The sequence below is a fragment of the Micromonospora sp. NPDC047620 genome, from assembly GCF_043205005.1.
Classification (GTDB): domain Bacteria; phylum Actinomycetota; class Actinomycetes; order Mycobacteriales; family Micromonosporaceae; genus Micromonospora.
In genome coordinates, this window is the sequence record NZ_JBIDDG010000001.1 from 20,564 (window position 1) to 34,223 (window position 13,660).

The 13,660-nt window shown below is 74.2% G+C and carries 16 protein-coding genes; 6 read left to right on the plus strand and 10 right to left on the minus strand.

The features are described 5' to 3' along the window. Together ACGF5C_RS00035 and ACGF5C_RS00040 are read right to left on the minus strand one after the other, a co-directional pair. Complete coding sequence (locus tag ACGF5C_RS00035; RefSeq protein WP_393295068.1) at window positions 1–726, minus strand: ABC transporter permease; 726 nt, start codon at window positions 724–726, stop codon at window positions 1–3. Continuing rightward, window positions 710–1,663 carry an ABC transporter ATP-binding protein gene (locus ACGF5C_RS00040; protein ID WP_393295071.1) on the minus strand — a complete coding sequence of 318 codons (954 nt, stop codon included), beginning with the start codon at window positions 1,661–1,663 and terminating at the stop codon, window positions 710–712. Before ACGF5C_RS00040 ends, ACGF5C_RS00035 begins: the two co-directional genes overlap by 17 nt. Before the next feature lie 90 nt (window positions 1,664–1,753). Between ACGF5C_RS00040 and ACGF5C_RS00045 the strand changes: the two genes are divergently transcribed. From ACGF5C_RS00045 to ACGF5C_RS00055, 3 genes are all read left to right on the plus strand, one after another. Further along, entirely contained in the window at window positions 1,754–2,377 is a 624-nt protein-coding gene (locus ACGF5C_RS00045; protein WP_393295074.1) for a TetR/AcrR family transcriptional regulator, read from the plus strand. 162 nt (window positions 2,378–2,539) lie between these two features. Beyond that, window positions 2,540–2,740 carry an MbtH family NRPS accessory protein gene (locus ACGF5C_RS00050; RefSeq protein WP_350702750.1) on the plus strand — a complete coding sequence of 67 codons (201 nt, stop codon included), beginning with the start codon at window positions 2,540–2,542 and terminating at the stop codon, window positions 2,738–2,740. Between the two features lie 151 nt (window positions 2,741–2,891). Next, window positions 2,892–3,623: a Clp protease N-terminal domain-containing protein gene (locus ACGF5C_RS00055; protein WP_393295077.1), complete on the plus strand. Its 732-nt coding sequence runs from the start codon at window positions 2,892–2,894 to the stop codon at window positions 3,621–3,623. A 112-nt stretch (window positions 3,624–3,735) separates the two neighbouring features. Here the strand turns inward: ACGF5C_RS00055 and ACGF5C_RS00060 are convergent, their stop codons facing one another. Beyond that, the gene (locus tag ACGF5C_RS00060; RefSeq protein WP_357697205.1) at window positions 3,736–4,254 is read right to left on the minus strand and encodes a hypothetical protein; all 519 of its coding nucleotides are present in this window, start codon (window positions 4,252–4,254) and stop codon (window positions 3,736–3,738) included. A 121-nt stretch (window positions 4,255–4,375) separates the two neighbouring features. Further along, window positions 4,376–4,573: a DNA repair protein gene (locus ACGF5C_RS00065; protein ID WP_393295080.1), complete on the minus strand. Its 198-nt coding sequence runs from the start codon at window positions 4,571–4,573 to the stop codon at window positions 4,376–4,378. A gap of 355 nt (window positions 4,574–4,928) precedes the next feature. On the opposite strand from ACGF5C_RS00065, the gene ACGF5C_RS00070 reads away from it, so the two are divergent. Then, on the plus strand, window positions 4,929–5,591 hold the full coding sequence (locus ACGF5C_RS00070; protein WP_393295083.1) for a GNAT family N-acetyltransferase: 663 nt from the start codon (window positions 4,929–4,931) through the stop codon (window positions 5,589–5,591). 217 nt (window positions 5,592–5,808) lie between these two features. Here the strand turns inward: ACGF5C_RS00070 and ACGF5C_RS00075 are convergent, their stop codons facing one another. From ACGF5C_RS00075 to ACGF5C_RS00090, 4 genes are all read right to left on the minus strand, one after another. Further along, complete coding sequence (locus ACGF5C_RS00075; protein ID WP_357697199.1) at window positions 5,809–6,507, minus strand: TetR family transcriptional regulator; 699 nt, start codon at window positions 6,505–6,507, stop codon at window positions 5,809–5,811. Beyond that, window positions 6,470–6,964 (minus strand): thiol-disulfide oxidoreductase DCC family protein, encoded by a 495-nt coding sequence (locus ACGF5C_RS00080; protein ID WP_393295086.1) that lies wholly within the window; start codon window positions 6,962–6,964, stop codon window positions 6,470–6,472. Before ACGF5C_RS00080 ends, ACGF5C_RS00075 begins: the two co-directional genes overlap by 38 nt. Next, window positions 6,961–7,590 (minus strand): hypothetical protein, encoded by a 630-nt coding sequence (locus tag ACGF5C_RS00085; RefSeq protein WP_393295089.1) that lies wholly within the window; start codon window positions 7,588–7,590, stop codon window positions 6,961–6,963. Before ACGF5C_RS00085 ends, ACGF5C_RS00080 begins: the two co-directional genes overlap by 4 nt. A gap of 169 nt (window positions 7,591–7,759) precedes the next feature. Then, window positions 7,760–9,211 (minus strand): glycoside hydrolase family 3 N-terminal domain-containing protein, encoded by a 1,452-nt coding sequence (locus ACGF5C_RS00090; protein ID WP_393295092.1) that lies wholly within the window; start codon window positions 9,209–9,211, stop codon window positions 7,760–7,762. 167 nt (window positions 9,212–9,378) lie between these two features. Here ACGF5C_RS00090 and ACGF5C_RS00095 point away from each other — a divergent pair, with 167 nt between their 5' ends. Then, the gene (locus tag ACGF5C_RS00095) at window positions 9,379–10,554 is read left to right on the plus strand and encodes an ROK family transcriptional regulator (RefSeq protein WP_357453700.1); all 1,176 of its coding nucleotides are present in this window, start codon (window positions 9,379–9,381) and stop codon (window positions 10,552–10,554) included. A gap of 111 nt (window positions 10,555–10,665) precedes the next feature. Here the strand turns inward: ACGF5C_RS00095 and ACGF5C_RS00100 are convergent, their stop codons facing one another. Both ACGF5C_RS00100 and ACGF5C_RS00105 read right to left on the minus strand, forming a co-directional pair. Further along, complete coding sequence (locus ACGF5C_RS00100; RefSeq protein ID WP_393295095.1) at window positions 10,666–11,679, minus strand: ABC transporter permease subunit; 1,014 nt, start codon at window positions 11,677–11,679, stop codon at window positions 10,666–10,668. Next, the gene (locus ACGF5C_RS00105; protein ID WP_393295098.1) at window positions 11,676–12,686 is read right to left on the minus strand and encodes an ABC transporter ATP-binding protein; all 1,011 of its coding nucleotides are present in this window, start codon (window positions 12,684–12,686) and stop codon (window positions 11,676–11,678) included. Before ACGF5C_RS00105 ends, ACGF5C_RS00100 begins: the two co-directional genes overlap by 4 nt. A gap of 131 nt (window positions 12,687–12,817) precedes the next feature. Between ACGF5C_RS00105 and ACGF5C_RS00110 the strand changes: the two genes are divergently transcribed. After that, window positions 12,818–13,660, plus strand: coding sequence for an ABC transporter ATP-binding protein (locus ACGF5C_RS00110; protein WP_393295101.1), 843 nt, complete (start codon window positions 12,818–12,820; stop codon window positions 13,658–13,660).

The following is a 13,660-nucleotide window of genomic DNA, read 5'->3' on the forward strand; positions in this document are numbered from 1 at the left end:
TCAGGGCCGCCGGACGATCAGCCGGTAGGTCACCACCAGCCCGACCAGGCACCACGCGCCCATCACGAGGTACGGGGTGCCGCTGATGCCGCCGACCAGCGCCTCGCGCACGCTCTGCGCCATGTACTGGAACGGGAGCACGACGTGCACGGCCTGCAACCAGCCCGGTAGCCGGTCGACGGGGAAGTTGACGGGGGAGAACATCAGCGTGACGAAGACGACGAGCTGGGTCACCAGGCCGACCGCGGCCGGCGGGAGGGCGTGGGCCAGTCCGTAGCCGAGCGTGGTGGCGGTCAGGGCGACGAGCAGGGCGGCGAGGACCACCAGCGGGCTCGGGTCCAGTCGCAGGTCGAAGCGGAACGCGGCGACCAGCAACGACAGCACGAGTCCGGGCAGCGCGCCCAGGATCCACACGGTGACCCCGGCGGCGACCGAGGCCAGCGGTGGGACGGGCAGCGTCTGGTCGAACTCGAAGCTGCCCTGCAACTTGCTCTGCGCCACCATGTTCGGGGCCATCACCAGCCCGACGGTGATCAGCCCGATGGTGGGGCCGCCGGTGGCGAGGAACGCGGCGCTGGTCGCGTCCACGTCGGGCAGCAGGTACGCGAAGCCGACGATGATGCCGACGGAGAGCCCGGCGGAGACGATCGCGAAGAGGGGGAGCAGGAAGCGCAGCCGCAGCGCGTTCCAGCGCAGCAGCAGGGCGTAGCTACGGAGCCACGACATCGTCGATCTCCTCGTGGGTCGTCTGGTGCTCTTCGAGGGCGAGGTAGATGTCCTCGACCCGCATCGGGTACAGCGAGAAGTCCTCGATGGTGCCGGCGGCCTGCATGCGGGCCGCCCACTCGGTGGCGGCCACCGCGTCGGCGGTGTCCAGGGCGTACACGAGCCGCTGCCGGTCCCGGCGTGGGGGCTGCCCGGCGAACGGCGGTGGCGCGGGTTCGTCGCCGCCGGTCGACAGGCTGACGTCGAGCCGCAGCGCCGGGCCGGCGCCGGCCCGCAGGTCGGCGACGGTGCCCTCGGCGACCACGCGGCCGTGCGCCAGGACCGAGAGCCGGTCGAGGATCCGCTCGACCTCGGTGAGGTTGTGGGTGACCAGGAGGACGGCCGCCCCGTCGTCGGCCAGCGACCGGACCTGCTGCCACAGCAGCCGCCGGCGCACCGGGTCCACGTCGTTGCTGGGCTCGTCGAGCACGATCACCTGGCCCGGCCGTACGGCGGCCAGGCAGTACGCGGCGAGGCGGCGGACGCCGCCGGAGAGGCGCTCGGCCGGGGTGTCGGCCCACTCGGTGATGTCGAGGGCCTCGAGCAGTCGCTGGGTGGCGGCGGCCGCCTCGGCCCGGCCGGCCCCCCGGATCCGGGCCACCAGGGTGATGGCCTGGCGCGGCGTGACGCCCATCAGCGGCACCTGGGCCTGCGGCTGCACCGAGCAGACCCGGTGGGCGAACCCGGGGTCGGCGACCGGGTCGCCGTCGCCGATGCGGATCGTGCCGCTGGTCGGCTTGATCAGCCCGGCGACCTGGTTGACCAGTGTGGTCTTGCCGGCGCCGTTGTGGCCGAGCAGGCCGTACACCTGGCCGGCGTTCACCCGGATGCTGATGTCGTCGTTGGCCCGCACCCCTCCGCGATACTCCTTGCAGACATGGTCCACGCGCAGCACCATGACATCTCCGATACTGGTCGGTATTCAGATACCGCCGAGTATGCGGAATGCGGAGATTCGGGTCAAGCGGAACGACGGGAGAGTCGCCTGATGGAACGAATGGGGCGCCAGGAGCGGCAGCGGCACAACCGGAACCGCCTGCTCGACGCGGCGCAGCGGCTGCTCGCCGAGCGCGGGCCGGCCGCCTCCCTGGACGACATCGCCGCGGCCGCCGGGCTGACCAAGGGCGCGGTGTACTCCAGCTTCCGCAACAAGGAGGACATCATCCTCGCCCTGCTGGACCGGCAGCTGGACATCATCGGCACCGACCTGACCAAGGTCGACGCGGGTGAGTCCGACATGGTGCAGGCGTTCGCCGCCCTCAGTTCGACCAACTCGACCGGCGACCGGGCCGGGGAGAACGCCGACTTCGCGCTGCTGATGATGGAGTTCTGGATCGCCGCCATGCGCAATCCGCGGGTGCGTCCCCGCTACATCGAGGCGTTGCGCCGCACCCGCGCCGGGATCGCCACCCACCTGGCCGCCCGGGCCGACGGGCCGGATCCCGCGCTGGTGGCCCGTACGGCGACCCTGCTCCTCGGTCTGGACATCGGGCTGAGCATCCAGCGCCTCGTCGACCCGGAGTCGGTGCCCGAGACGTGGTACGCCGAGGCCTTCGAGCTCCTCGTCCGGCCGCTGTCGGGTGACGCGCCGCGCCCCGACGGCGGGAGCTGAACCGCCGCTGTCAGGGGCCGGGGCCGCCGCCGGTGCCGGGAAACCACGTTGCCCGGCGCCCCGGATCGAGTGAAGGTCGTCGTTGCCCCGGCCGTGTCGGCTGGATAGGGTCGTGCGGTACCAGTGATCTTCAGTGACCGGTTCGTGACGGGGAGACGCGGGATGAGTTTCGAAGCGGAGCAGTACGTCGTCGTCCGCAACGCCGAGGAGCAGTACTCGATCTGGGCGGCCGATCGGCCGGTGCCGGACGGGTGGCAGGCGGTGGGCGTCCGCGGCTCTCGGGAGGAGTGCCTGAGCCACGTCGAGAGCGTCTGGACGGACATGCGCCCGGCCAGCCTGCGGACGGCCGGAAGCGCGGCCTGACCGACCGTCGCCGCACCGGCCCGCCGCCACCGGGCGGTGCCGGGGCGGCGGCGGATCGCCGCAGCCCGTCCGCCGCGGCCACGTCAGCCGTCGCCAGAGGCATCGTCAACCCGGGGTTGACGACAAGCATGCGTCAACCTATCGTTGACGCATGACCGAACACACGCAGATGAGCAACCCGGTCCGGCTAGACGACCTCATCCAGGCGATCAAGAAGGCGCACACCGACGCCCTCGACCAGCTCGCCGGCGCGGTCATCGTCGCCGACCACCTCGGCGAGATCGCCGACCACCTGATCGGCCACTTCGTGGACCAGGCCCGGCGTTCCGGCGCCTCGTGGACCGACATCGGCCGGAGCATGGGCGTCAGCAAGCAGGCGGCGCAGAAGCGCTTCGTGCCCAAGGCCACCGAGGCGACGCTGGACCCGCAACAGGGCTTCAGCCGGTTCACCCCGCGCGCCCGCAACACCGTGATGGCCTCGCAGAACGAGGCGCGCGCGAGCGGGCACGCCGAGATCCGCCCCGAGCACGTGCTGCTGGGGCTGCTCAGCGAGCCGGACGCCCTCGCCGCGAAGGCGATCGTCGCGCAGGGCGTACCGCTGGAGCGGGTGCGCGAGGTCGCGACGGCCGCGCTGCCGCCGTCGTCGGCCGAGGTCCCCGACCTGATTCCGTACGACGCGCAGGCCAAGAAGGCGCTGGAGCTGACCTTCCGCGAGGCGCTGCGGCTGGGCCACAACTACATCGGCACCGAGCACATCCTGCTCGCCCTGCTGGAGCTGGAGAACGGCAGCGGGGTGCTCGCCGACCTCGGCGTCGACAAGGCCACCGCCGAGTCGACGCTCGTCGCGGCGGTCGAGGCCGCCGCGAAGGGCGCCCAGGGCTGACGGGAGGTCGACGCTCGTCGCGGCGGTCGGGTGCCACCGCGACGAGCGTCCGGGGTGCCTCGGCGGCGACGTGCCGGGTCCGGGGCCGGACGCCGGTTGCCGCCGCGGTGACTCAGGAGGCGGTGGGGAAGCCGTACCGGGCGGCGTGCTCCGGGTCGGCGGGGTCGACCTGGCGGATCCCGGCGTCGGCGAGGCGCTTGTTGACCTCGTCGAGCTGCTCGCGCACCAGCCGGGCCTCCTCCTCGGTGACCCGGCCCCGGTGCGGCTTGCCGGCGTGCTCGATCGTGCCGTAGTCGACCTTCTCGGCGCTCTTGCGGGCCTTCGGCGGGCGGACCCGCTCGGCGGTCCGCAGCAGCTGCGCCATCGGGACGTCGGTGGCCATGGCGTCGAACTCGCTCGCCGTCAGTACCACCCGCCGGGGCTCGTCGCCGCCGTGCCGGTCGTGGATCTCGACCACCGCGACGTCGAGCGCGGCGTCGTCGATGCTCTCCACCTCGGCCGGGGTGGCGTCCAGTTGCACGGGCCCGGCCACCAGGTCAGGGTGTTCCAGGACGACGACGCGGACCACCTCGTCGTGGGGCTGGATGACCGTGCCGGTGAAGTCGGAGACGTGGATCGTCTTCTTGCCCATGCGCGGTGCTTCTCCTGTCGTGGGTCGGGGTTGCGGACCACAAGAAATTACCCGACAGGTGTGCGAAAGCCGCCGCTGGACCGCCCCGGGTGTGTCGTCGTGCCCGGCGGGGCGGTCCGGGTCAACGCGGGTTGAGGTTGCGGCGGGTGGATGTGCCGGCCGGCAGCTTGTTCAGCTCTCCCCAGGGGAGCGCCTCTGTCCGGGTGGCGCCGCGGTCGCCCCGGTACGGCGGCTGCGCGGGGAACCGTCCGGCGGTCCCGGGCGCGCGCCAGAGCCGCTCGGTCTTCTGCTGGTACCGGTCATTCGGCTGATTCGGCATGACCATTACCGTCCCAAAGAAAGTTGTACATGTATGGAAATGAATATGACGCTCGATCGATGTCCTGGGTTCCCGCGACCGCGCCGGATCTCGGGGCGGCGTCCATCGACGACGTCCTGCACCTGTACCCGCCCGCCGTGCGCTTGAACCGACGTCGGTGCGGTTGAGGCGCGAAGCCCGGCAATGAGGCCGGCGGGCCCGTCGATCGGAACGGTGCGCCGGGCGGCAACCATCCGGCGTACGGTGATCGGCGGACGGGCCGGGGCGCGGACCGCGCTCCGGCGGAGCACGGCGAGCGACCCCGGTGGCGTCCGCGCGGGCGGCTGCCGTGGGTCGGCCGCGGGGAGGTGACTCGATGCTCGACCGGCGGCTCCACCTGCACCTGGCGACCTGGCTGGGCCAGTGGCCGGCGGGCCCGGCGCTGCACGTGGTCGGGTCGCGCCGGCGGGCCCGGCCGGCCTGGGACGGTCGGCTGCGGCCGGCGATCGCGATCGCGGCCGGGGCGAGCACCGTGCTCTCCGTGCCGCCGGACCGGGTGGACGCGGTCCGCGAGCTGGCCCGCCGGCGGGCCGGGCGGTTCCTGCCCGAGTTGCCCGCGACGGTCGGCCAGCCCGGCTGGGCGGTCCACGACGACGTGTTCCGGTGGAGCGTGGCCCCGGCCCCGCTGCCCGACGTGGGGGAGTGGGTGTCCCCGGCCTCGCCGGGGCTGCCGTCCTGGCTCCGGCTCTTCGACCGGCCCGTGCTGGTGGTGCGCGACGAGCGTGGCCGGTACCTGTCCGGGGTGGGGGTGAAGCGGCACGACGTGTACGGCCACGAGCTGGCGGTGGGGACGGTCCCGGCGGCGCGGGGGCGGGGGCTGGCCCGGCGGCTGGTCGCGCAGGCGGCCCGCCGGGTGCTCGACGACGGGGCCGTCCCGACCTACCTGCACGACCGCGCCAACGCGGCCTCCGCGCGGGTCGCCGAGGCGGCCGGCTTCCCCGACCGGGGCTGGCGGTCGTTCGGGGTGTACCCGCACTGAGGGTGAGGGCGGGGCGCGGACCGTGGATCCCGGGCCGGATCCACGGCCCGCAGCCTCCCCCAGGTCCCCGTGCCCGCGACGGGCGTTGCGGGGCCGGTCGCCGTGTGTCGATTACGCTACGTATTGATGGACTGTTCGGCAAGATGCCGGCGGACGGTTGGAACTGTCCAGAAGCGGACTTGACCTGGGGCGGAGCGTGTCGAGGCGGCGCGGCGGGTCAGTGACGCAGCGTGCGAATGAGGTCGAGCACCTGCCGGGTGACCGGGCGCAGCACCCGCAACCGGGACAGCCCCACCAGCCGGTCGACCAGCGGCACCGCGCCGTCGATGAGCTGCCGGGTCTTGGCCTGCTGCGGGGACCGGTCGTGGACCCAGTAGAGGACCACCCCCATGTACGCGAGCCACAGCAGCTCGGGCAGGTGGGGGCGCAGCTCGGCGTCCACCTTCGCGGTCGAGCCGTCGAGGACCTCGGCGAAGAGGTCGACGGCCGCCTGCCTGGGCGCGGACGACTCGGCGGAGAACGGGCTGAGCGGGGACGTCGGCTCCGCCGCCGTCTTGAAGAAGCTCGCCGCGAAGTCGTGCGAGGGGGTGAGTACGTCGATGCCGGCGTGCAGCACCCCGGCGAGCCGGGCGGCGAAGTCGGACTCCCGGTCGAGCACCGGCTGCGCCGCCGCCCGGTGCTGGAGCTGGGCGCGGGCGTAGAACTCCTGGATCAGGTGGTCCTTGGAGCCGAAGTAGTAGTAGGCGTTGCCCACCGCCACCCCGGCCTCCTGAGCGATGGCGCGCATGGTGGTCCGGGCGTACCCCCGCTCCTGGAACAGCCGCATCGCCGTGTCCAGGATGAGCTGCCGCGTCTGCTCGCCCCGGGCGGTGGCCGGCTCACCCGCAGCGGTCGTCGGCGCAGTCTGCTCGGTCATCGGGATCACCGTATCCCGCCGGGTCGTCGACCGGCTCCGCCCACGGGTCGCGGACGCGCTCGCGTACCGACGAGGCAGCGGCGACGATCCGGCGGGCCAGCGGCAGCAGGTGCGGGCGCGCCAGCCGCTCGGCGGTGCCCCGGTGGTCTTCCAGCGCCCACAGGCAGGCGAACCAGGCGCCGTCGCCCGCGTACACCTCGCCGGTGTCCGCGACCACGGTGAGGTCGCGCAGCGTCGCGTCGGGGTCCAGGTCGGGGAAGCGCCGCCGGGCCTCGGCGGAGCCGGCCGGCGCGAACTCCAGGGGTACGAGCTGGGCGCGGGACGCCAGCCAGCGGCGGGCGGCGCGGCAGAGCGGGCAGTGCGCGTCGTAGAGGACGGTGAACCGCCGGACGCCACCGCCCCCGTGCGCGGTGGCGTCCGGAATCCCGCCCGTTCCGTCGCCGGGCGGAACGGTCATCGGGCCGGCGGCGTGCCGGGGCCGGCCTCCGGCCCGGGGCCGGTCGGGCCGGCGGGCTGCTGCGTGCCGACGGGCTGCTGCGTGCCTACAGGCTGCTGCGTGCCGACGGGCTGGCGTGGGCCGACAGGCTGCGGGTTGCCGTGGTGAGGGTTGCCGTGGTGAGGGTTGCCGGGGTGCGAACCGACCGGGTGCGGGCCGGCTGCGGCGGCCGGGTGGGGGCCGCGGGGCGCGGGTTGCATCGGCAGCCGGCCGACCGGGGCGAGCGGCGGATGGGTGGCGAGCTGGCGCAGCCGGCCCCGGCGGTACCGGCCGAGCGCGAAGACGTTGAAGAAGTGCAGCGCGCCCAGCACCAGCAGCACCAGGCCGATCTTGAGGGAGAGCTCCTCCATGGCCTGGGCGGTGGAACCGACCGGATCGGGGTGCTTCATCGCCACCGTGACGTAGCCGAGGTTGAGCAGGTAGAAACCGACCACGAGCAGGCTGTTCACCGCCCTGGCCAGCCGCTCGTCGGCGAACACCTCCTCGAGGAAGACCAGCCCGTTGCGGGAGAGCGCCCGGGCCACCCACACGGTCAGGCCGATGCTGACCGCCAGGTAGACCAGGTACATCCAGACCTTGGTGTCCATCGCCGACGCCCTTCTTGAACGTGTTCAAGTTCGTTGCCATGAGCGTAGGACAGTCTTTGAACGCGTTCAAGAGTGGGTGGCGCGGTGCCGGGGGTCGGTCCTTCCGACGGCACACCCCGAGCCCGCGCCGTCAAACCGCCGGCCCGGGCCCGGGGTGCCGCCGCCCGCGTCAGCCGGCCAGGCCGAGCACCTCGGCCGCCGCCCGGCCGTTGGCGTGGCTCGCGCCGTACGTGGTGACGAACGCCCGTACGCCCGCCGGCCGCCACTGGGCCGGCCAGCCCATCTCCACCACGGTCACCGGGTGCGCGGCGGCCAGCGCGGCGATCAGCTCGGGGCCGCCCGGCAGGCGGTGCAGGTGGCGACCGACCAGCACGATCGGCCGGTCCCCGGCGAGCCGGCGCAGGGCCGCCGGCTCGGTCTCGGCGGCGACCACGCGCAGCTCCTCCACGCCGTCGAGGTGCGGGCCGAGGCCCCACGGCACCCGTCCCTCGGCGATGGTCGAGGCGGCGTGCAACTGCACGACCAGCGGGCGGTCCAGGCCGGACAGCGCCCCCTCCACCCGGACGGCCCGCCGTGCCGCGGCGTACCCGAGTTCGGTGGGCGCGGCCGAGGTCGCGCCGGTGGCCCGGGTCCACGCGGCGAGCGTCGCGACGCGGCCGGCCGCCTCCTCGACCCGGGCCCGGTCCAGCCGGCCGTCGGCGAGCGCGCCGACGATCTCCGTGACCACCCGCTCGACCAACTCGGCGTCGACCTTGGCGCCGATGCAGAGCAGGTCGGCGCCCGCGGCGAGGGCCCGTACGGCGGCGGGGCCCACCCCGCCGGCGGCCACGGCGGCACCCTTCATCTCCAGCGCGTCGGTGATGACGGTGCCGGTGAAGCCGTACTCGCCGCGCAGCAGGTCGACCAGGACCGCCCGGCTGAACGTGGCGGGGGCGTCGCCGGTCAGCGCCGGCACCCGGATGTGCGCGGTCATCACGGCCTGCGCGCCGGCCGCCACGACCGCGGCGAAGGGCGGCAGGTCGCGCTCGCGGAGCACGTCGAGCGGCACGTCCACGGTGGGCAGTTCGTAGTGGGAGTCGGCGACCGTCGCGCCGTGCCCCGGGAAGTGCTTGGCGCAGGCGGCCACCCCGGCGGCCTGGAGGCCGGCGACCGCCGCGGCGGAGTGCGCGGCGACCCGCACCGGGTCGGCGCCGAACGAGCGGGTGCCGATGACCGGGTTCTCGTCGGCGGTGTTGACGTCCACGGTCGGCGCGAGGTCGACGGTGATGCCGAGGCCCGCCAGCTCCGCGCCGATGGCCTCGTAGACCCGGCGGGTCAGCGCCACGTCGTCGATCGCGCCGAGCGCGGCGTTGCCCGGGTAGGGGCTGCCGGTGGCGTGCGCCAGCCGGGTGACGTCACCGCCCTCCTCGTCGATCGCGATCAGCACGTCCGGCCGGCCCGCGCGCAGGGCGGCGGTGCTCGCCGCCAGCTGCCCCGGGTTGTGGACGTTGGTGCCGAACAGGGTGTGCCCGGCGAGCCCCTCGGCCACCAGGTCGACCGCCCAGTCCGGCGGGACCGGCCCCGGGTACGCGGCGAGCAGCGTGCCGAGCGCGAGCCGGCGCAGTCCTGGATCGAGCCCCACGTGATCTTCCCCTTTCGGTGCCCGAGGGCACGGATGTCGTACCGGTGGCGGTCGGCGACGTACCGGGTCGGCCGAGCGCCCCGGTCCCGGGCGGCCGATACGCTACGGCTACCCGTTTGCAGGTCCGTTTACAGTTAGCAAGGTTTAACAAAACTAGAGGACGTGGCATGAGTTCGACCCGCTTGCCCGGCACCCCCCGCCTGTTGCGGGCGCTCAACGACCGCGCCGCGCTGGAGCTGCTGCTGGAGCAGGGGCCGCTGACCCGGGCCCGGCTCGGCGAGCTGACCGGGTTGTCCAAGGTCACCGCCTCCCAGCTGGTCGAGCGGCTGGAGGAGCGGGGGCTGGTCACCCGGGTCGGCGAGCAGGCCGGCGGGCGGGGACCGAACGCCCAGCTCTACGCCGTGCGGCCGGGCAGCGCGCACGTGGTCGGCGTGGACGTCGGCGCCGACCGGGTGGTCGCCGCCTGCGCGGACATCACCGGCGCCGTGATCGGCCGCGTCGAGCAGTCGACCCGGGACACCGACGACCCGGTCGGGGTCGTGCACAACGCGGTGGTCCAGGCCGCGAGCAGCGCCGGGGCGCAGCTGTCGAGCGTACGGCGGATCGTGCTGGGCACCCCCGGCCTGGTCGACCCGGGCACCGGCGACATCACCTTCGCCTTCAACCTGCCACGCTGGCACAGCGGTCTGCTCGCCGCGCTCCGGGAGGACCTGCACACCCCGGTGGTCTTCGAGAACGACGTCAACCTGGCGGCGGTCGCCGAGGCGCAGTCGGGCGCCGCGCGGGGGCTGACGGACTTCGTCCTGGTCTGGGTCGGCGCGGGCGTCGGCCTGGCGATCGTGCTGGGCGGCCGGCTGCACCACGGCAGCAGCGGCGCCGCGGGCGAGATCGGTTACCTGCCGGTGCCCGGGGCGCCCATCCCGCGCGACGTCTCCCGCCGGGCGAAGCCCGCGTTCCAGCAGCTGATCGGCGCGGAGGCGGTCCGCGAGCTGGCCCGGGCGCACGGCTACCCGGACGACAGCGGCGCCTCCGCCGTGCGGGCCGCAGTCGCCGACGGCACGGCCGGCGGCCCGATGCTCGACGAGGTGGCCCGCCGGCTGGCGCTCGGCGTGGCGAGCACCTGCGTGGTGCTGGACCCGCCGCTGGTGGTGCTCGCCGGTGAGGTCGGCCAGGCCGGCGGGGCGGCGCTGGCGGAGCGGGTGCAGCACGAGGTCGCGGCGATCACCCTGGTCCGGCCCCGGGTGGTGCCCACCGGCCTGACCGAGGAGCCGATCCTGCGCGGCGCGCTGCGCACGGCGCTGGACGCGGTCCGCGACGAGGTCTTTGGCTCGACGATCGGCTGACCGCCGTCGCCAACGGAGTCGGGGCCGGCCGCGCGTCATGTGAAGGAATATTTCATCATCGGTCCCGGTGCTGCAAGGTCTTGCCGCACCGGGGCCGGATGACGCCGCAGGTCACATCAGGTCGCGTCGGCGGAACACGGCGAAGGCCGCCGTGGTCAGCGCCCCCGTCAGCCCGAGCAGCAGGACCAACGACGGCTGCCAGGTCAGCGGGTAGTAGCCGTTGCACGACTGGATGATCCCGTCCGGGCAGGCCCGCATGTCCCAGAACTCGACCTTGCCGTTCAACCAGGCGGCCACGTAGCTGGAGAGCATGTACCGGTCCACCTTGACCACGTCCAGGATCTCCATCACCAGCCGGGCCCCCAGCTCCCACACCACCAGGTAGCCGGCGAGCGCGCCGAGCGCCGCCGACGTGTGCCGGCCCAGGGTGGCGATGGCGAACCCCGTCGCGGTGAGCAGCAGCACCAGCACCATGCCGCGCCCCCACGTCGCGCCCAGCGACCCCCAGAACTCGCCGTCGAGCCGCCCGGGCCGGCCGGCGAGCTGGGCGATCAGCCAGAACGCCCCGAGGTACGCCGCCGAGGCGACCAGCGACAGCAGCGCCGTCGCGCCGAGCAGCGTGCCCAGCTTGGCGCCGAGCACCGTCAGCCGCCGGGGCCGCCAGAGCAGCAGGTTGACCACCCCGCCGGAGTTCAGGTCGGCGCCGATGTAGGAGGCGCCGACCAGGAAGCCGAAGAGCACCAGGAAGGCGACGAGGAAGTAGAGCAGCGGCTGGGCCTCCTCGGCGAAGGTGAACACCCCCGTCAGGAAGTCGGCTGCCACCGGGGCCCGCTCCATCTGGGCCGGGTCGACCTCGCTGCAGTCGTCCGGGATGTACTCGTGCACCTCGTCCACCCGGATGACGCCGCGGTGCCGGTCCAGGCAGAGCTGGTGGGTGCGTTCCAGCTCGCTGCGCGCCGCGGCGGCCTGCTGCTCGGCGTCGAGGATCTCCTCGGCGGTGGGCCGGTGGGAACCGGCGAGGGTGGTCGCCGCGGTGACGCCGAACGCGAGCACCAGCAGGACGACCATGAGCTGCACGAAGCGCCGGGCACCCAGGCGCTCCAGCTCGGCACGGACCAGGTTCACGCGTCCACTCCGCTCGCGTCGAGGTCGATCACCGGTTCCCGGAGCCCCTGGTCGGGCAGCACCGAGTCGTCCACCTGACGGGGGACCGTCGGGTGCGCCGCCGTGCCGGTCAGCTCGAGGAAGACGCTTTCCAGGTCGGGCCGCAGCGGGGTCAGCTCGCGCACCCACAGGCCCGCCTCGCCCAGCGTGCGGCTGACCGTGGTGGCGTCGTCCACGTCGCCCACCACCAGGTGGTCGTCGTGCCCGGTCACCGCCAGCCCCGCCGCCGTCAGCAGCTCGGCGGCCCGCTCCGGGTCGTCCACCCGCACCAGCAGCTCGTGCCGGTCGAAGCCGGCCAGCACCTCGTCGACCCGCCCGGCGGCCACCCGCCGGCCCCGCGAGATGATCGTCACGTGGTCGCAGATCAGCTGGATCTCGGCCAGGATGTGGCTGGAGACCAGCACGGTCACGCCGGCCTCGGCCAGCGAGCGCATCAGGTCCCGCATCTCCCGGATGCCGGCCGGGTCCAGCCCGTTCGCCGGCTCGTCGAGGATCAGCAGCTCCGGGTCCTTGAGCAGGGCCGAGGCCACCGCCAGGCGCTGCTTCATGCCCAGCGAGTAGCCCTTGACCCGCTCGTCGCCCCGGTCCCGCAGGCCCACCTGCTCCAGCACCTCGTCGACCCGGGCGACCGGCACGCCGCCGGCCCGGGCGAGCAGGCGCAGGGTGCGGTGCCCGGTGAAGTTGCCGAAGAACTGCGGGCTCTCCACGATCGCCCCGACCCGCCCGGCCACCTGGGGCAGCTGCTCCGGCGAGGTCCGCCCCAGCACCGTCATCCGGCCGGCGTCGGCGCGTACCAGCCCGAGCAGGGCGCGCAGCGTGGTGGTCTTGCCCGACCCGTTGGGGCCGAGGAAGCCGTGGATCTGGCCGGACTCCACCAGCAGGTCGAAACCGTCGACCGCCACCCGGCGCCCCTGCCGCAGGCTGCGGAAGGTCTTGCGCAGACCCTCGATCTCGATGACCGCGCTCACCGGCGCGGCTCCGTGTTCCGACCGGGCATGGACCGTCCTTCGAGTGTGGTGACCAACGACACGGCGCCTCACCCTACGACCGGGGCGCCGCCCGTGGGGGGCGCCGCGGCGCTGCGTGGTTGGATGGTCGGGTGACTGGTGACCTGATCCCCGGCGCCGGCGGCGCCGCAGCCGCGCCCGCGCCCGTGGACGCGGATCTGGTGGTCAGCCTCGACGGCGTCGGCGTACGCCGCTCCGGCACGGCGCTGCTGCACGACCTGGACTGGCGGGTCGAGCTGGACGAGCGCTGGGTGGTGCTCGGCCCGAACGGCGCCGGGAAGACGACACTGCTCAACCTCGCCGCCGGGCGGCTGCACCCGACCACCGGCACCGCCCACGTGCTCGGCGAGCGCATCGGCCGCACCGACGTCAACGAGCTGCGCACGCGCATCGGGCTCTCCACCGCCGCGCTCGCCGAGCGGGTGCCCGCCGACGAGCGGGTCAGCGACGTGGTCGTGACGGCCGCCTGGTCGGTGCTGGGGCGCTGGCGGGAGAGCTACGACAGCGGCGACGAGGCCCGCGCCCGCGCGCTGCTGAGCCAGCTCGGCATCGGCGGCCTCGCCGACCGCGCCTACGGCACGCTGTCCGAGGGGGAGCGCAAGCGGGTGCAGATCGCCCGCGCGCTGATGACGGACCCGGAGCTGCTGCTGCTCGACGAGCCCGCGGCCGGGCTCGACCTGGGCGGGCGGGAGGACCTGGTGGCCCGGCTGGCCGAGCTGGCGTACGACCCGGACGCCCCGGCGCTGGTGCTGGTCACCCACCACGTGGAGGAGATCCCGCCCGGCTTCACCCACGCGCTCCTGCTGCGCGAGGGCCAGGCGGTGGCCCAGGGGCTGCTCGGTGACACCCTCACCGGGGGCAACCTCTCCAAGACCTTCGGGCTGCCGCTGGTGGTCGAGCGCTCCGGCGACCGGTACACCGCCCGCGCCGCCTGA